Here is an 18,439-nt window from a genome sequence, read left to right on the forward strand (position 1 = left end):
CCGAAAATCCTCGACCTCCCCGACACCGCGTGGATCAACAAACCAGCAGAAACAACTGACACCGATCAAGAGCACGATTCGATAGCGGCGTAACACCCACTGGACTCATCCACCTTGACAAATTCCGCATCCCCGTTGTGGCCGAGGGACGTCGGGGGAGGCGCCATGCACTGCAGGTACGACGACGTCTGCGGTGGTGCGGGAGGCCCCAGTCCGGGACCGGGTGACGGGTGCGCAGTGTGTTCGGCGACAGCCCAGTTGTACCCAGCAGCACTCGTGACCTCTGCCAGCTTGCTCGAAGCGTCGACCCACACCTCTGCTGCGTGAAAGAAGTCATACGTGCTTTGGTCGTAAGCCGTTCCCCACTGTTTGACGCTGTCGTAGTCGCCAACCATAGCCGTGCATTTGCTAAGTGAACCGCGCAATGCCTCGACGCGTGAACGCACCGACTCGGATGCCCGAGCGCACACGGCTGCGGTGTCGTAGTATGCCTGCGGATCAACATTCACGGTTGCGTCCTGAGCATGTGCGTATTCATATCGGTGGCCGATAAGTATCCGTCATGAGCCTTTCTCGTGAGCGCCTCCATGTGATGAACGTGTTCGACGAATGCAGATGCGGCGTATGCCCATTGGTTGTGGGAGTCGGCGTATGCACGGGCTGCCGGGCCTTCCCAGCCCGGACCGATCAGCGCGGCTGCCCGGCGATCCAGTTCATCTAGTTCGTCGCGAATAAAACCTGCCAAACCGTTGATTCTCGCAATCAGACCGTCGAGGTCGTCGAGTTCGACGCGGAACGGCGTACTCATACGTGTCCCGCAATGTTTGTTGCGGAACAATCCTCGGTAACGTCATAACCGGATGCTGACTGACTCAGTGAGACGGACAGTGAGTTCAGTGCATCGACAATGCGAAACCCATCCTCGTGGAACAGCTTCCACGTGTCGCGGAAAGCGAGTGCCGCTTGACCGTCCCACCGGACCGCATCGACGTCGCGGCTGACGGCGTCGAGCGCGTTTCGCAAAGTTTGCTCGAGTTGCTGCGCCGCGGCCCCCACCGCGGCGATTTGTTCCGGATCTGCTGACAACACCCCGTCCGGGGTTCCCCCGTCGCCCATGCGAGGTGAAACTACAGCAAAGCGCCATCGGCCGCATGCGCGGCTGATGGTCGTCAATTCAATTATCCGTGTTTATCCTGATCGAGTAGGTCGATCAGGAATAGCTGATACCTGCCCTTGAGTCCCACGAGTTCGACCTCGCACGATGGGTCGAGCGCGATGTCATCGGCCTTGCCGATGTCGGCGGACAGCCTCGCTGACGACAATTTGTCCGACCGCTGCCTGTCTCGTGACTTAGGGGTGCACTATGCGCAGTGTGAACCTCGAGGACCGTACGTCGGTGGCTTAATGGAAGGACGATCTCGGATCGAGGCGACAAGAGGATACGAAACTAGTGCAATACGAACACCTTCGGGAATTCGTGCAAGAAGTTGGCGGGTTTGCTCCGCGACGAGAACGGCAATCGTGTGGGCAATCGGCCTCGTGGAAAGACCGCAACAAGCCACGCAAGCGGACCGCCGTTAGACGAGCGCGTGGAGCCCGCAACAAATCGCGGACCGGCTGTGCGGGGATTCGTCCCTCTACGAAGTCTTGGATCAAGGGGATGAACACCGAGCTGTTCCCGAGAAGCAGCCCGACTGTCGGAAGATGCGCGCATTCGACTCGATTGCTCGTCGAGGTGCACCAACGATGAGTGGCACCTCGGAGGAGGAAACTGAAGACTGCTCACCGGCTTGTAATTGTGGCAGACTGCTGCCTTGGCAAAGCCCATGGCCGGGGCGCTTTCGTCGAACTCTGGCGAATGTGGCGGCCACACTGTGAAGTAACTCTTGGGGGAGAGAATCTGTTGGGGGAATTGCTGGGAGCGGATCTCGATGAGATCAGGTCGCTGGGGGCACAGCTGAGTGTCAAGGCGAACACGGTCGCGGACATCGCGGGGCCTGCCAAGGTGAGCGTTGGAGCTGTGATGATGCCCGATGCGGGTATCGATGCTCTGCTGGGTCGGATAATGACGACGTTGGAGACCGCTATGGCCAAACACCGCAGCGCTGTGCAGGTCCTGGCCGATGGGGCAACCTCGTCCGCGGCCACTTACGAAGCGGTCGAAGAAGCGTTCAGTAGACAGCTCGGCTCGTTGATCGAAGGACTCGGGCGGTGACGACGCCGACGATCCCCCAGGTCGAATCGTGGAAACCGCTGACGTTGGTCACGGCGGGAGAGGCGATGAAGTCGGCGGGGATCGCTCTCACCGATTGCCTGGCGGAAGTGGACCTCGCAGTCGACAAGAGTGCGAGTACTTGGCGAGGGGATGCCAGCACGGCCGCGTCGATGCGTGCGGTATCCGAAGTTCTCACTGCGTCGGCGTCGAAACGCGCCACGGACATCGTCGGGGACGCTCTGATCAGCCAGGGGCAGACGATCGACGCGTCCCGTTCGGTGATTGTCAACACCCGGGACGCCGCTGTCGATCGCCACGGCATGTCTGTGGGACCTGATGGAACTGTCTCCAGCCCAACCGTTCCCGGTACCGACGGTGACGTCCTCCGCCTAGTGCTGCAGGGCCGACTCGACCGGCAAGCAGCAGACTTCCAGGTCAGCCTGAAAGAGAATTTGGCTTACTGTGCATCTGCTCTGACGGCACTGAAATCGGTGGTGGACGGCGGTCTGGCCGACCTCGAACAACACGGTGGGCCCGGCGGTACCAGCCTCGGTTCGGTGGTGCTGTCGGGTGAAGACGGCAAGGAGATCGGCACCCAGATTCGAAACGCCGTGGACGACGGTGAGCCGATAACCGCGGACGTCCTCGCGGAACTCATCGAAGACCTGCGTGCCACAGGTGTGGAGCCGGCGCAGCTTCAGGCATACCTCAACGGTGATACGGCGACGATCCCGGCGAGCACCCAGCAATATTTGAAAGAGTTCTACAACACCGCCGGCGTCGATGGCTTCACGGCCGCAAGCCAGCAGCTGCAATCGCAAGGCCCGGCGGGCCAACAAGCGGCGGCCTCGCTGGCCAATGGCGTCCTGGTGTTGTCCAACGAGAAGGTCGGCACCGGCCGCGATGCCGACGGCAATCTGACGGGTGCAGGTAGTTACGAAAACTTGCCGCAGGACATGCGCGACCTCATTTCGACTCGTCCAAGTCGCGGTATCGACGGACTGGACAGCAACGCGATGACGTATCCCGGTGACGGTCCGATCGTGGACGACCAGAAGAACTTCGTCGAGGGCCAGACGAAACTGTTCGACGCCATGGCGCTGGCAGAAGCGGGCAATGAGCCCGGGACGAAGATGTCGACCGAACTGATTCGGCAGGGTATGCACACTGCGGCGATCGATGCCCATGGCGGAGCCCTGCCCTTCAGCAACGAGCCCGTGGACAATCCTGGTCATGCGGAAACCCTCGAGAAGGCGATCGAGCTTGGTTCCCGTAATACGGACGGCGTGCGCGCGATTCTCACCGGCGAAGGAGGACCAGACATCCTCGGATCTGAATACCACGCTGATACTGCAGTGATGCCGTTGCTTCAACGCGACGACGGAACGGCCATGGCATCTCTCACGGATTGGATTCCGCGCGAGGCTCACTCGACCGCGCCCGAAGGGACACCGGAATACGAGAATTCGGTGCGCGCAGGGTCCGCCGCCCGAGGCTTGGCTGAGATTCTGGCCAGCACCGAATCATCCGATGGAACGAACAATTACACGACTCTTCTGTCCGGTGAGGGAAAGATCGGGGAGGGGACTGCAGGGCAGGTCGCCGAAGCCCTTGCCCCCTTCGTCGGTGACATGACCGGTATGACCAGCGATGTCACCCAAACCAACGGATTCGGTGAGTTCGGTGGCAGCAAGGATTACATCGGCGGACCCGTCGAGCCTCTTCGTATTTTCAGCATCCTCGACACCGATGATCAGGCCAGTCAGATCATCAACGGTACTGCGCTGGCCGAGAGCCAACGGATGGATCGACTATTTGCGACAACCGGATACAGCGATCTCGGAGATCAGGCATATCGGTTGCAGTGGCTCGTCGATCACGGTCTCAGTACCGAAATGGACCAACGCGTGCAAGAGGGTCTCGACAAGCAGGAAGCAGCCGAAGCACGGAACTCGAAGTTCACCGCGGCGTGGACCGCGGGGCAAATCGTTGCCGGTGGAATGGGTCCGGGAGGGATTGCCGTCGCAGCTGGTTCCGAGTTCCTGAAGCCATACGTGTTATCTGTGGACGACCTCGATGCGCCGGTCTCTCGCGAGATCACTTTGGACACCTCGGCATTCGGTTTCGACAGGGGGAGCGGTCAGTATGTGGCAAGCGACTGGGGCAGTGCCGATTTCAGAAGGCACAATGTTCTCGAAGCTCTCGTCAGCAATGGATATATCGATATCAACGACGTCCCCGATGTCTACAAGACCGACGACGGCGCAACGCTGCTTCAATACTCTGATGCCGAACAGAAGTACATGGCCGAGGAAGGAAACTCTGTGCGTTCGACTGCCAAGGCAACCACTGAAAATTTGATAAAAAATGCGGGAATTCTAAATCTTGAGGAGTACTCGGACAATGCGACAGGGGATGGGCAGCGGGAGCTCCTAGCGACGGCGATTCGACCCGAAGGCAATAACCCAACCAGTGCAGAAATTCTGAAATGGTTGGCGAGCAACGGATCTTCTCGTAACTCGAGCAATCAATGGCCTTTGGAGATTCACGGATGAGTGCGAGACTTCGACGCGTACGAGTGGTCAGCGTCGTCCTGTTGATGATGTTGGCTGCGATTACAGCGTGCGATTCTGCTGTCGAGGACGGGTTCGCGCCAGGGACAACGTCGACGTCGCGTTGGCCGGCGATCAATGTCTACGAGGTTCCTGATCGCGTGCGTGACGCTACGATGGTGTGGTCCGCAGAACCTGGTATCGACCTGTTCTCGGCTGAGGGAACCGTTATTCGCGCCGCCGGAGAGTCACTCGTCATTGGGCTGATGGTTGGCCTTGACTATACGTATGTAGGCTTTGCGGCCAGTTCGAACAGCGTGGCCGGCGGCCCGATGTACTCGCTTTTTCAGGCCGACACAGGGCAGGGTCCGTTCGTCGGTACAGTCCACAGCCTTATTCAACAGGTCGTCCCGACGGACGCTGGATTCGACGTACTGTCATGTGCGCTTTCCGTCGGCCTCGACGTACTCGTAGACGGAAAGTATTCGCCCTCGCGGCTCACCGACGGTGACGGACAAGAGCTTCGCTCGCGCTTTATTCGCACCGGCAACCCCTTGACGTCACCTGCTGCGCCCCAACCAACGTCTTCACCGGTAGGCGATGCCCTGCACTGGCAAGCGCCCGCAGGCAACCAATTCGGCGGTTGGGAAGTCGACGGCTTCATAGATATCGATCCGGTCACGTCTGGGAAGGGTCGTTGCGCCCCGTGGGCGCAATCGCTCTACCCGGACGCACCACGAATCATCACGCGCGATGCCTACGCTAGGGACACTCCACCCCCAGTGCAGCCGGCCTATCCAGGATGGCCCAACGGTAGCAACTGACCACGCCCCAAACGACTTACGTGTCCCTAGGAGACAATCGCTATGACCCGCGAAGAACTTGGTGCCAAAGTTCGACGACTTCAACAGGCTGTGGCCGAAGTTCAGGGAAACACACACCTCGGCGGTGTCACCATTCGGACAGACGCAAATGGCCGACTCACCGAACTCTCAATCACTCACGACGCGTGGTCACGCGGACCCGAAGCGCTGGCCGACCTGATCGCGCGCGCATATCAAATTACCTCGCAGGAAGTCCAGATACGATCGACCGCGATCATGGCCGAACTCCGCGACGACCCAATCGTGGCTCGAATCGCAGACGCGACTATCGGCAACAGCCCAGCGACTGAAGCCCACGCCGCTCCAAGACCCGAGCCTGTGATGCGGGAATCGCTATCTGGAGAGCTGTGTCAGCCCAACCTGGAATATCAGAGTTTCTCAGCGCATTCTTCCGGCCACCGCATGACTGATGAGCGGAACGATGTCGACGGGTACTTCGGGCCTAAGTCGTGGTTGGAATAGTCGCAGTGCCATCGTTCGTGTCTCTAAATTCGTCGAATCGCGCCATCTACCTACTTGCGCTAATTTATCGCAATTCAGCTTCAACGGCGAGGTTGGTAAGTACGTGGCCAGCGACTGGGGTAGTGCAGATTACAGAAGGTTCAACATTCTCGACGCCCTTGTTCATAGCGGCGCGATCGATATCAACGACGTTCCTGACGTGTACAAGAGCGAGAACGGAAAATCGTTGCTTTCTTACTCCGATGTGGCACGCGGATTCTCGAAATCAGCGGGTACGGACGGATTTCTCGCCAATCAAAGCGCCATGCGATTGATCGCCGGTGGCGGGGTCTCCGATCTCGATGAGAAGACGCGCAATGCGACAGATGACGGCCAACAACACTCTCTCGAGTTGACAATCCGGCCCCTCGGAAATAACCCGGGCAGCGCAGAAATTCTGCAGTGGTCGGCTGGCGACGATTCGTCCAGTGATCCGAAGAGCAAGTGGCCCTGGAAGGTCCTCGGATGAAAACGACTCGACTCATTCCCCTACTTTGCGCCGTACTGACGACGTTGATTGTGGTCGCAGCGTGCGGTTCTGTCGCAGACGACAGTCCAGTGTCAGTGACAACGTCGGTGTCGCCTCGACCGTCGTCCGACGGCTACGAGGTTTCCGATCGCCTGCGCGACGCGACAATGGTGTGGTCAGCGGAACCGGGCGTAGACCTCCTCTCTTCGGAAGGGATGTTGATCCGTGCATCGGAAGAGTCGTTCGTCATCGGATTGATGCTCGGTCTCGATTACGCCTATTTGGGGTTCGCGAAGAGCTCGGGCAGTCTGGGCGGTGGCGGCATCTTGGGTGGGTTCCGGGACGACACCGGGCAAGGCCCATTCGCAGGAACGATCCACGGACGTGTCCAACAGATCATCCCAATCGACGGTGGTTTCGACGTCCTGTCCTGCGTTCTAGCGGTCGGCCTCGACAGACAGCACGACGGAAAGTACGCCCCGTCCCGACTTACCGGCGGGGAGGGCAGTGAGCAGCGCTCTCGCTTCGTCCGCACTGGCGAGTCCTCAACAGTAACTTCGCCTACACCGCTGCCTTCGGCGTCGTCTCCCGACTTGTTGCATTGGCAGGCGCCGTCAGGCAACGAATTCGTGGGGTGGGAAATCGATGGTTTCATCGATCAAGACCCAGCCACATCGAGGAACGGTCGTTGTGCGCCATGGGCTCGATCACTGTACCCGGATGTGGCAGTGAAGATTCCGCCTGATGCGTACGCCCACGACAACCCACCTCCGGTGCAGCCTGCGTACCCAGGATGGCCTGACGATGGCAATTAAGCACGCTCAGAACAAGATTCGTGTGAGGTAAGGGTTACCGCTCTGATTCGAGAGAAACGAGGCGCGAAAGTCCGTCGGCAACAGCCCAGCGGCTGAAACCCTCGCTGATCAAAGACCCGCGCAGGTGACGCTTGAATCGCTATCTGGAGAGCTGGGTCAGCCAGATCTGGCCAGCCTAGAGAGTCAGAGTTTCCTAGGGCACTCTACGGCCAGCGCATGACTGATGAACGGGACGATGTTGACGGTTACTTCGGGCGTAAGTCGTGGTTGGAATAGTCTCAACGCTACCAGCGAAGAAACCTCCCTCACTGGCGGAATCGAAACCGTCGGGACCGTTAAGTTCGACGCAGAGTTGAAGACCGACATCTCGACGTGTCCTGTTCGAGATGTCGAACGACTGGATGTCGTTTCTAGCGTTCGTTTCTCTCGTTCTTCGGATCGTGTACCTGACTCTTCGCGGTACGGGAATGGCGAGATGATGTGCAACATTGCAACGATGGAACACCTAAGACTCCGTGGCCGGGCAATGGGCACTGATCGCCCCAGGCCTATGGACGCCCGGAGGAACATGCACATTTCAATACACGGCCCAGGTTGGAGACGCACAGTCTCCAGTGCGCGCATCCGACTCGTATCCTCATCGAGGTGCACAAACGATGAGTGTCTCCTCGGCGGTGGCGGGAACTGAACTGCTCACCGTCCCGTAGTTGTGGCAGACTACTGCCTTGGTAAAGCCATCGCCTGAGTGTTTTTGTCGAACGCTGGCAAATGCGGTGGCCGCATTGTGAGGTAACTCTTGGGGGAGAGAATCTGTTGGGGGAATTTCAGGGAGCGGATCTCGTTGAGATCAGGTCGTTGGGGACACAGTTGAGTGTCAAGGCGAGCGTTGGAGCGGTGGTGATGCCCGATGCGGGTGTCGACGATCGTCTGGGGCGGATAGCGGCGACGCTGGAGACCTCTGTGGGCAACCACCGCAGCAACGAGTACGCGCGTAGTGCGACAGGTGATGGGCAACGGGAAATCCTAGCCGCGGCGATCCGACCCATGGGAAATACTCCGACAGGCAGAGAGATTCTGACCTGGCTGGCAAGTGGTGAAGCATCCCGTGGTTCGAACAACCAGTGGCCCTTGGAGATTTCCGTATGAAACAGCGAAGTCGACGCATGCGGATGGTAGAAGCCGTCCTGCTGACGATCCTGACTGCGTTGCCAGCGTGCGGGTCTCCTGTCGAGGACAGGTCCCTCCAGGAGCCGTCGTCGACATCGCGTTTGTCCGCCGATGCTGTCTATGTGGTGCCCAATCGAATCAGGGATGCCACGATGGTGTGGTCCACAGAACCAGGTATTGATCTCTACTCCGATGAGGGCACTGTGACTCGTGCGGCTTTGGAGTCATTCGCTATTGGTATGATGGTCGGCCTCGATTACACTTATTTGGGCTTTGCGGCGAGTTCGAAAATTCCGGGCGGCGGTCGGTTGTACGGGGGATTCGATGATGACACCGGACGGGGTCCGTTCGTCGGGACAATTCACGGTCATATTCAGCGCATCATTCCGACCGACACAGGCTTCGATGTGATTTCGTGCTTGCTCTCCGTTGGTCTCGACGTACTCGCCGACGGGAAGTATTCCCCATCGCGGATCTCCAATGGTGAGGGGGCAGAGTTGCGCTCGCGATTTTTCCGCACCGTCGCAGAGACATCGGAAGCTCCCGCGCCCTCGCGAACAGCCACACCAGAATCCGGCGAAAGACACTGGCAGGCACCCACGGGAAATCAATTCGTTGATTGGGGAATCGATGGTTTCACCGACAGAGATCCCAGCACTTCGGGAAGCGGGCGATGCGTTCCTTGGGCGCGATCGCTATACCCGGACACGACTCCAGTCATCGCTCGTGATGCTTATGCGAACGACAACGCACCCCCAGTGCAGCCTGCCTATCCGGGATGGCCAGACGACGGCGAATGATGGGAATTTAGAACTATGCCTGATATGAATTTGGAAGCGCGCACGCAATTCTCACCGTCAAAGCAGGACCGGAAATCCTCGAATCTGGATACCACTGGACTCGACCACCAGGAAGCGGCCGACGCGCGGAACTTGAAGTTCACCGCGGCGTGGACCGAGGGGCGAATCGTTGCCGGTGGAATGGGTTCGAGATCGATTCAAGCGGCGAATCGTACTCGGTATGTGTTTGGAGCAGAGCAGAGTTCAGGAGACGAGGTCAGTACGAAATTGATCAGCGGTGCCGGAATCAAGCATCTTGAAGAATACGGCAGCACTCCTACAGGTGATCGACAGCGACACCCTCTCGCGACAGCGATTCGACCCGTGGGAAATAGTCCGACCAGCGCAGAAATATTGGATTGGTTGGCAAGCGATGAAGCATCCAGAAGCTTGAACAACAAATGGCCAACGAGGATTTATGGATGAGGGTACTTGAATGGCCCCGGATGTTCGTCGCCGTTCTGGCGATGACGCTCACCGTTGTCACAGCGTGCGATTCTGCCGTTGATGACCGCCTGGCCCTAGAAACAACTTCGGTACCGCGTTGGCCCGCCACCGATTTCTACGAAGTGCCAGATCAACTGCGTGACGCCACGATGGTCTGGTCTGCTGAACCCGGAATCGACCTCTTGTCTATCGAGGGGACCTTGGTTCGCGCATCTGAAGAGTCGTTTGCTATCGGGCTGATGATCGGTCTCGATTACACCTATCTCGGTTTCGCGGACAACTCGAACAGTCGGGGCGGCGGCGGGTTGTTCGGGGGGTTCGAGGATGACACAGGGGAAGGCCCATTCTCCGGGACGATTCACGGTCATATTCAGCAAATTATCCCGACTGAAGTCGGTTTCGACGTATTGTCTTGCGTGCTCGCCGTCAGCCTGGACAAACTCGTGGATGGCCGGTTCGTTCCGTCGCGCATTACGGAGGGTGATGGAGGAGAGCAACGATCGAGGTTCATCCGTACCGGTGACCTCAAAGCGGAACCCGCGTCTTCACCGTCGGTACCAGCGTCCGATCGTTCGAACTGGCAGGCACCGACCGGCAACGAATTCAAGGGTTGGGAAATAGACGGTTTCGTCGATATCGACCCAGTCACTTCGGGAACTGGTCGATGCGTCGCATGGGCACGATCGCTATATCCAGATGCGCCAGCCGTTATCCCTCGCGATGCGTACGCCAGGGTCACTCCACCCCCGGTGCAGCCGGCCTACCCGGGATGGCCCGACGGTAGCAACTGACCAGCCCTAAACGACTTACGTGTTTCATAGGAGGTAATCGCTATGACCCTTGAGTTCCGCGACGCCCTGCGTGCCAGGGTGAGGTGAGTCCACTGGTTCATAGCAACCCGGCCTGATGCAGGGCGAGATACGGATCGACACACACCATGGCCATCACCACCAAGACGCCGGTCAGCGGCGACAATGAACGCATGGATTCAGCGCATCCGAGAGCAGACGGACCACGACGGCGACGCGCGTTCACCGCGGCGGAGAAAATCGAACACGTGCGTGCTTACGAGCAAGCCTGCGAGAGCGGCGACGGCGGGGCATACCTACGCCGCGAGGGACTGTATTCGTCGTTGATCAGCGAATGGCGCAAACACCGCGACGCCGGTGTTCTCGTCTGCAAAAAGCCCGGCGAGAAGGTCGGCAAGCTCACCGCCGAGCAAGCCGAGATCGCCCGCCTCACCCGTGAGTTGAACCGCGCGAACAAGCGCCTGAACACCACCGAAGCTGCACTGGATATCATGGGAAAAGCACACGCGCTCTTGGAATCTCTCTCCGAGAGCGCGGATTTCGACGAGAAGAACAACAAGCGATGACCACTGCCTACACCACACTGACCGGCATCGGAATTAGCTCCCGCGAGGGCAGCGTTCTCACCGGTTTGCACCGATCGACGGCGACACGTCGAAGTGTCGCAGCTACAGCACCGACACCGCCGGTGCCGCAGGAACCAGCGGCGGAGCCGGTCAACAAAGTCACCACCAGCGAACGGCGACGCATCCTCGAGGTCCTCAACTGCGAACGGTTCGTCGACCTCGCACCGCTACAGATCTACGCCCAACTCCTCGACGAGGGCATCTACCTGTGTTCGGTGTCGACGATGTATCGAGTGTTGCGCGAGAACAGACAGGTCAGCGATCGACGGCGACTCGCGCGGCACCCGGCCAGGGCATGCCCGGAGCTGGTCGCGACCGCGCCGCGGCAGGTGTACTCCTGGGACATCACCAAACTCGCCGGCCCGGTGAAGGGGCAGTACTTCGATGCGTACGTGATGATCGACATCTACTCCCGCTATATCGTCGGTGTGCATGTTCATAATCATGAATCCGGTGTGCTGGCAAAAGAACTGATGGAACAGATCTTCTCGATTCATGGCGTCCCGCACGTCGTACACGCCGACCGCGGAACCTCGATGACCAGTAAAACCGTCGCGACACTGCTCGCGGATCTCGAGGTCACCCGAAGCCATTCCCGGCCAAGGGTGTCGAACGACAACCCTTACTCGGAGTCGTTGTTCAAAACTTTGAAGTACGGCCCCGGCTTCCCGGATCGGTTCCGATCACTGAGCGAGGCAAGGGAATTCATGGATATCTTCACCGATTGGTACAACCACGAACATCGCCACACCGGTATCGGACTGCACACTCCCGCCGATGTTCACTACGGCTTGGCTGCACGCAAAGCAGCCGAACGCCGTCTCGTCCTCGATGCTGCACGCGCTGCACATCCGCATCGCTTCGGCACCAATGCCACTCCGAAAATCCTCGACCTCCCCGACACCGCGTGGATCAACAAACCAGCAGAAACAACTGACACCGATCAAGAGCACGATTCGATAGCGGCGTAACACCCACTGGACTCATCCACCTTGACAAATTCCGACGACCCGATCGTGGCTCGTTTCGCAGACGCGACTATCGGCACCAGCCCGGCGGCTGAAACCCGCGCTGGTCAAAGACCTGCGCATGTGGCGCGTGAATCGCTATCTGGAGAGCTGTGTCAGTCCGACATGGCCAGCCTGGAATATCAGAGTGCCTCAGGGCACTCTTCCGGCCACCGCATGAATGATGAGCGGGACAATGTTGATGGCGACTTCGGGCGTAAGTCGTAATTGGAATCGTCTCAGAGCCTGTCAAACAACCAGTGGCCCTTAAGGATTTACAGATGAAACAGCGAAGTCGACGCATTCGGACGGTAATCGCCGTCCTGCTGACGATTCTGACTGCGGGGGCAGCGTGCGGGTCTCCTATCGAGGACATTTCTATCCAACAGACGTCGTCGACGTCGCGTTCGTCCGGCTCCGACGTCTATGAAGTTCCAGATGAACTGCGTGATGCCACTATGGTGTGGTCCGCAGAGCCGGAGGTCGACCTCTTTTCTGCCGAGGGTACTTTGATCCGCGCCGCCCAGGAATCGATAGCTATTGGAGCTACGGTTGGCTTGGACTACACATATCGAGGCTTCGCGGCCAGCGGCAACTACAAAGGCGGGGATTCGATATACTCAATCTTCGAATCCGCTACCGGCGACGGTCCGTTCGCAGGAACGATTCATAGTCGTATTTAAAAAGTCAATCCAAGTGATAACGGATTCGAGGCGTTCACGTGCGTGCTGTCGATCGGGCTCGACGTCCTCGAGAACGGCAAGTACTCGCCGTCGCTCCTGACTGATATAGCGGGAGAAGAACTGCGCATACGCTTCATCCGCACCGGCGACAAGACAACGACAGCACGTGAATCCATGCCGTCGTCCATCCAGGAGTCCGAGAATTTGCATTGGCAGGCACCTACCGATAACAGGTTTGCCGGGTGGGAAATCGACGGATTTGCTGATGTTGAACCTGGCACGGCGGAAAGTGGTCGTTGCGTTCCATGGGCGAGATCACTGTATCCGGACGCGGAGCCCATCGTCTCTCGTGAGGCATACGCCCGAGACAACCCGCCCCCCGTTCAGCCGGCCTACCCGGGATGGCCGGATAGTGCCAGTTAACCACGCTCAAAACAGGATTCATGCATGTTGGGAGCTGATCTCGGTGAGATCAGGTCGCTGGGGGAATGGCGCCGGGGAGGAATCGCCGTCCCAGCTGGTTCTGAGTTCATGAAGCCCTACGTACTGTCGGTGGATGATCGCGAAGCGCCTATGAGCCGCGAGATCACGCTTGACACATCGACATTCGGATTCGATGCAGGGAACGCGGAATTCCGAAGCTCGACGAGTACACACGCAACGCGACGGGGGACGAGCAGTGGGATCAGCTGGCAATGGTGAGTCGGCCCGAAGGGAAGAGCCCAACCAGTGGCGAGATCCTGGCTTGGCTAGCAACCGATGAATCGTGACATGACCCGAGAAGCAGAGTGAGGATTCACGGATGAGCGAAGGAGGGCGAATCATGCGTTTGGCCGCCGCTGTTCTGTTGGCAATGCTGGGTGGTGTCGCAGCGTGCGATTCAACCACCGAGCACGATGGGGCGCCAGCGACGACGTCAGCCTCACATCGGCAGGCCACAGATGTCTATGAAGTTCCTGACCAGATCCGTGACGCAACGATGGTCTGGTCTGCTGAACCGGGTATCGATCTCCTTGCAACCGAGGGAACACTGATTCGCGCTGCTCTAGAGTCCTTCGCTATCGGGTCTTTGGCTGGGCTCGACTACACGTATTTGGGTTTTGCAGACAGTTCGAACAGCGTGGCCGGCGGCCCGCTGTATTCACTGTTCCGAGCCGACACCGGACAAGGTCCGTTCGCGGGGACACTTCACGGTCACCTCCAGCAGATCGTTCCCACTGAGGCCGGCTTTGATGTCATCTCGTGCGTGCTTTCCGTCGGCCTCGATGTGAAAGTCGACGGCAAATACAGCCCGTCGGGGCTCGCGGGCGGTGAGGGAGGTGAGCTACGTTCACGGTTCATCCGCACCGGTGAGCCAGCGAAATCACCAGTGGTGACACAACCATCGTCTTCAACAGGTCCGGATAGTCGCCACTGGCAGGCGCCCACGGGCAATCAGTTCATCGGCTGGGAAATCGACGGTTTCACCGACAGGGATCCGACCACTTCGGGGAACGGTCGATGCGCCCGGTGGGCGCGATCGCTATACCCGCACACGACTCCCGCGATCGCCCGTGACGCTTACGCCAGAGACAATCCACCCCCGGTGCAACCGGCATACCCCGGTTGGCCCGACAGCAGCCACTGAATTGGCTCAGAACAACACGGTGCTCGGTAGGAGTAATGGCTTTGACTCATAAAGAACTCGATATGAAAGTTCGACGACTTAAACTGGACGAGTGCGCACGCAATGCTACAGGGGGTGAGCAGCGGTATCAGTTGGCCGCGGCGATTCGACTCGAAGGAAACAACCCGAATAGTGGAGTAATTGTGGACTGGCCGGCAAGCGGTGAATCATCTCGTGACTCGAAAAATACTTGGCGAGCGGAGATCTACGGATGAAACAGCGTAGCCGGCGGGCGAGGATGAGAACCGCAGTCCTGCTGACGATGCTGACCGCGGTTGCAGCGTGCGATTCCGTCGACGACGACGGCGGCGCCGCTCCAGAGACAACGTCGATGTCGCCTTGGCCAGCGATTGATGTTTACGAGGTTCCTGATCGCGTGCGCGACGCCACGATGGTGTGGTCCGCAGAACCTGGTATCGACCTGTTCTCGGCTGAGGGAACCATCATCCGCGCCGCCGGAGAGTCGCTCGTCATTGGGCTGATGGTTGGCCTTGACTATACGTATGTAGGGTTTGCGGCCAGTTCGAACAGCGAGGCAGGCGGCCCGCTGTACTCGCTTTTTCAGGCCGACACAGGACAGGGTCCGTTTGTCGGTACAGTCCACGGTCACATCCAACAGGTCATCCCGACGGACGCTGGCTTCGACGTACTGTCATGTCTAGTCGCCGTCGGCCTCGACGTAAATGCAGACGGAAAGTATTCGCCATCGCGGCTCACAAATGGTGACGGACAAGAGCTTCGCTCGAATATTATTCGCACCGGCGACCCCCTAACGTCACCTGCGGCCCAACCATCGTCTTCACCGGTAGGCGATGCCCTGCACTGGCAAACGCCCGCAGGCAACCAATTCGGCGGTTGGGAAATCGACGGCTTCATAGATATCGATCCGGTCACGTCTGGCAAAGGTCGTTGCGCCCCATGGGCGCAATCGCTCTACCCAGACGCACCACGAATCATCACTCGCAATGCCTACGCCAGGGGCACTCCGCCACCGGTGCAGACTGCGTACCCCGGATGGCCAGATGGCCACTAATGACGGGGAATTCGGAATTATGACTGACATGAATTGGGAAGCGCCCACGGATAACCAGTTATTTATCGGCGCTGCAGTTCGATCAGTTCGGAAAGTGCGTCTTGTGCACACAGTCGAAGTTGCTGTTCGTCGAGATCGCCACAGCCGCGCAGGGCCTCGTCCGATACGAACGCGTCGATGTCGATAAACAATTGATTGACGGTCCCTGATACAGCCGGATCCAGGCTTGCCGGCCAGTCGTTCACCAAGCGTAGGTACTGGGCTTCGAAGTCTTCCACTGACAGTTCGTGATTGACGAAATTTTGGATCGTAGGAATGAAGACAGCGCACTGTACGTATATCGAACCGGTCCTTTGCGGAAGGTTGGGTCGACGTCGAGCGGTTATACGCCGCAGCCACTTTTGGAGATCTCTGGCGTAGTTGCGCCGTAGACCTTTCTGTTCGACGTAGTGGCCGAACAACCGTTCCAGTTCCTCGATCGCACGTTCCGTAGCCGGTGTCGTTCCTTCGGAGATCAACACGCGCGCCGTCTGCAGAATTGGTGCCCGCTCCCAGCCCTGCAATTCCTGGAGTTTGCCGACCATGCTGTCGGCGTCCGGATCGTCGATCCGAACACCCAGGTTGTGCAATATCGCTTCGATTCCCGATCGTCCGCCTCGTGTGGCGAGGCTTTCGACCGCGGAAACCTGCACGGCGATGTCGGGATCGTCCAACATCTCGACAAGTCGTCGGCGGACTCCTGAGTCGTCCAGATGGTTTGCCATTCTCATGGCCGCTTCGTCGCGCGCATCGAAGGCGGCGGAACGCGACGCCACGATCAGGGCACGAACAACGTCGTCTGTCACGTCACTCCCGGATAGTCGAGTGCTGGCGCACAGGCGTCCAGGATTCCTATCTCCTTGGACGCAGACGGGCGTCGGTTGGTTCCACTGAGGTTTCGAGATTTCGGTTCCGGTCGACAGTGAACCCATAAGAGTGATGACCGCATCCGTTCATGGCCTTCCGTAAGAGAGGAAGGCGCGCTGGCCCCCCAGCCAGCAGAATCGGCTGGGGACCGGGCATCACGGACGGCCGAGTTCATGGACAGGTACATGCGCTCGTCGTGTGTGCCGCCGAGCTACGGCTCGTAACGATGACAGGCTCACCGGCTAGCTGGGCTGCAGAACCCAACGCGGTCCCGGGCGCTCACGGGTCGGTTTTACTAGCTCTATTAGCAATGCGCAGGGACATTACATACCGACCGGCGTGTAACGGATAAAGGCTGCCGCCTATATTCGTGCAGACAGTTCAGAAAACCACCCCAGAACGGACCCCATGACTGACAATGCTCTGCCAGAGCCGTTCTCGGCCGACGACCAGGACTTTTTAGCCAGCAGCGGGATTGCGGTTTCCGTCGAGCCCGAGGGTGTATTGGTGTCCGGCAACGTTGACGCCGTGGAGGGCTACCTCGCTCGCATCAAGGACTTGGCCGGTGGCGCTGTCCAGGTTTCAGGGATCGACAAGGTTTCCCTGGCGGCTGCTGCCGCTGTCGCAGGTGGCGTCGCTTCGAGTACAGCGCAGTATGGCCAATTCGTACGGCTTTCCCCGGATAGTCTCAGCATGCTCAAGTCTTACCGGGTGCTGCCCGGTGCGCCCGGCTGGAACCGGATGATGGTCGTCGATTCCTCGCACAAGTTCCGAGGCCAGATGCAATGGCAAAACGTGTCGATGACTCCTACCCGCGCCTTGAGCCTGCAGCTCCTCGCCGTACAGATTGCCCTGCAGACCGCGGTCCAATCCGTCGCCGACGCTGTCGAGCGGGTCCAGGGGACAGTCGACAAAATTTTAGTACTGGCAGAGGCGTCGAGAGTCGGTGATGTGGTGGGTAACCATGCTGCACTTTCCCGCATAGCGAAGGTGCACGGGGAAACTGGCGCCTTGCCCACCGCCGACTGGGAATCCATTGCACCGCTCGGTCCTGCCCTGGAGGTGGGAATTGAGCGGCTGCGTGAGCATGCCAAGCGGACAGTGGCGGGATTCGATGCATTGAAGCCGGTGCAGGACCGTGCGAGCTATCTCAAGAATGCGGTGGGCGACAAGCGGCTGGGAGAGACGCTGCAACTTCTCGTGATCGCGGAGCAGTCGCTATATCTGTGGCAGAAGATGCGTATCGAACGGGTAAGGGTGACGGAACCTGAGTACCTGCAAACTGTCGTCCAGTCAGCTCGTGGCCTCCTTTTGGAACACTTCGAGCGTGATGGAGACCTGCTGCTTCATGCCCGTGGCGAGTTGGCCAGCTATGCCGCCATCAAACCGCTGGAAATCATTCGCTGGATGTCGACGAATGACCTCAAGCGCGATATGACTTCGCTGCGTCAGGACCTGGACGGTTTCGCCAGCGCTCGCGGAAGCCAGGTCGCGGGGTGGATCGAACATGAAGATCCCTCTGTGGGAGACGCTCTCGCTGAGGTGGGCAACCGCGCGAAGGCCGTGGGCGGCGCAGCTGTCGCTATCGGGAGCAAGGCTGCGGACATCGGGGCCAGCGGGCTTGGATGGGTTGGTCGCAGTCTGCAGAATGTCGCAGCGAGTCGCGGCAAGGCGAACGACTCCGAGGCAAAGGCTTCAATCGACGAGCGATAGCACGTAGTGGTGCAGTTCAGCCCGTATTACATCATCGATGGTTGTCGGTCCTGCAACGTAAGGTCCCGCTTTGAGGTTTGCCCCCAGGTGGACAGTGGATGCGCGGC

At 59.1% G+C, this 18,439-nt stretch carries 19 protein-coding genes; 15 read left to right on the forward strand and 4 right to left on the reverse strand.

The genetic code is table 11. The features are described from left to right. Positions 1–65: 65 nt before the first annotated feature. From O1W68_RS20180 to O1W68_RS20190, 3 genes are read right to left on the reverse strand one after another with little or no spacing between them, the layout of a single operon-like run. Positions 66–509: a hypothetical protein gene (locus tag O1W68_RS20180; protein WP_269306621.1), complete on the reverse strand. Its 444-nt coding sequence runs from the start codon at positions 507–509 to the stop codon at positions 66–68. Beyond that, positions 506–808, reverse strand: coding sequence for a WXG100 family type VII secretion target (locus O1W68_RS20185; protein WP_269306623.1), 303 nt, complete (start codon positions 806–808; stop codon positions 506–508). Before O1W68_RS20185 ends, O1W68_RS20180 begins: the two co-directional genes overlap by 4 nt. Further along, entirely contained in the window at positions 805–1,116 is a 312-nt protein-coding gene (locus O1W68_RS20190) for a WXG100 family type VII secretion target (protein ID WP_269306625.1), read from the reverse strand. The genes O1W68_RS20185 and O1W68_RS20190 overlap by 4 nt, the downstream gene beginning before the upstream one ends. 787 nt (positions 1,117–1,903) lie before the next feature. Between O1W68_RS20190 and O1W68_RS20195 the strand changes: the two genes are divergently transcribed. From O1W68_RS20195 to O1W68_RS20255, 14 genes are all read left to right on the forward strand, one after another. Beyond that, positions 1,904–2,215 (forward strand): hypothetical protein, encoded by a 312-nt coding sequence (locus O1W68_RS20195; RefSeq protein ID WP_269306628.1) that lies wholly within the window; start codon positions 1,904–1,906, stop codon positions 2,213–2,215. Then, positions 2,212–4,770, forward strand: a complete 2,559-nt coding sequence (locus O1W68_RS20200) for a TPR repeat region-containing protein (RefSeq protein ID WP_269306630.1) — start codon at positions 2,212–2,214, stop codon at positions 4,768–4,770. The genes O1W68_RS20195 and O1W68_RS20200 overlap by 4 nt, the downstream gene beginning before the upstream one ends. Next, a complete protein-coding gene (locus O1W68_RS20205) occupies positions 4,767–5,591 on the forward strand; it encodes a hypothetical protein (protein WP_269306632.1) in 825 nt (274 codons plus the stop codon). The genes O1W68_RS20200 and O1W68_RS20205 overlap by 4 nt, the downstream gene beginning before the upstream one ends. A gap of 42 nt (positions 5,592–5,633) precedes the next feature. Then, positions 5,634–6,113 (forward strand): YbaB/EbfC family nucleoid-associated protein, encoded by a 480-nt coding sequence (locus O1W68_RS21645; RefSeq protein WP_442972421.1) that lies wholly within the window; start codon positions 5,634–5,636, stop codon positions 6,111–6,113. Further along, entirely contained in the window at positions 6,061–6,621 is a 561-nt protein-coding gene (locus O1W68_RS20210; protein WP_269306633.1) for a hypothetical protein, read from the forward strand. Before O1W68_RS21645 ends, O1W68_RS20210 begins: the two co-directional genes overlap by 53 nt. Further along, entirely contained in the window at positions 6,618–7,436 is an 819-nt protein-coding gene (locus O1W68_RS20215) for a hypothetical protein (RefSeq protein ID WP_269306635.1), read from the forward strand. Before O1W68_RS20210 ends, O1W68_RS20215 begins: the two co-directional genes overlap by 4 nt. Positions 7,437–8,336: 900 nt before the next feature. Beyond that, positions 8,337–8,582, forward strand: a complete 246-nt coding sequence (locus O1W68_RS20220) for a hypothetical protein (protein WP_269306637.1) — start codon at positions 8,337–8,339, stop codon at positions 8,580–8,582. Continuing rightward, a complete protein-coding gene (locus O1W68_RS20225; RefSeq protein ID WP_269306639.1) occupies positions 8,579–9,403 on the forward strand; it encodes a hypothetical protein in 825 nt (274 codons plus the stop codon). The genes O1W68_RS20220 and O1W68_RS20225 overlap by 4 nt, the downstream gene beginning before the upstream one ends. A gap of 461 nt (positions 9,404–9,864) precedes the next feature. Then, a complete protein-coding gene (locus tag O1W68_RS20230) occupies positions 9,865–10,680 on the forward strand; it encodes a hypothetical protein (protein WP_269306641.1) in 816 nt (271 codons plus the stop codon). A gap of 191 nt (positions 10,681–10,871) precedes the next feature. Next, a protein-coding gene (locus O1W68_RS20235; RefSeq protein ID WP_442972423.1) for an IS3 family transposase occupies positions 10,872–12,295 on the forward strand; the annotation gives its coding sequence in 2 pieces (ribosomal slippage) (positions 10,872–11,238 and positions 11,238–12,295; 1,425 coding nt in all). A gap of 317 nt (positions 12,296–12,612) precedes the next feature. Then, on the forward strand, positions 12,613–13,014 hold the full coding sequence (locus O1W68_RS20240; RefSeq protein WP_269306642.1) for a hypothetical protein: 402 nt from the start codon (positions 12,613–12,615) through the stop codon (positions 13,012–13,014). Between the two features lie 42 nt (positions 13,015–13,056). Beyond that, a complete protein-coding gene (locus O1W68_RS20245) occupies positions 13,057–13,437 on the forward strand; it encodes a hypothetical protein (RefSeq protein WP_269306644.1) in 381 nt (126 codons plus the stop codon). Between the two features lie 379 nt (positions 13,438–13,816). Beyond that, a complete protein-coding gene (locus tag O1W68_RS20250; protein WP_269306646.1) occupies positions 13,817–14,641 on the forward strand; it encodes a hypothetical protein in 825 nt (274 codons plus the stop codon). Between the two features lie 250 nt (positions 14,642–14,891). Then, positions 14,892–15,713, forward strand: a complete 822-nt coding sequence (locus O1W68_RS20255; RefSeq protein ID WP_269306647.1) for a hypothetical protein — start codon at positions 14,892–14,894, stop codon at positions 15,711–15,713. Between the two features lie 62 nt (positions 15,714–15,775). Here the strand turns inward: O1W68_RS20255 and O1W68_RS20260 are convergent, their stop codons facing one another. Further along, positions 15,776–16,558 (reverse strand): colicin immunity domain-containing protein, encoded by a 783-nt coding sequence (locus O1W68_RS20260; RefSeq protein WP_176224787.1) that lies wholly within the window; start codon positions 16,556–16,558, stop codon positions 15,776–15,778. Between the two features lie 469 nt (positions 16,559–17,027). On the opposite strand from O1W68_RS20260, the gene O1W68_RS20265 reads away from it, so the two are divergent. After that, on the forward strand, positions 17,028–18,332 hold the full coding sequence (locus O1W68_RS20265) for a hypothetical protein (protein ID WP_269306650.1): 1,305 nt from the start codon (positions 17,028–17,030) through the stop codon (positions 18,330–18,332). Positions 18,333–18,439 lie beyond the last annotated feature (107 nt).

The organism is Rhodococcus sp. H36-A4, assembly GCF_027158005.1.
Classification (GTDB): domain Bacteria; phylum Actinomycetota; class Actinomycetes; order Mycobacteriales; family Mycobacteriaceae; genus Rhodococcoides.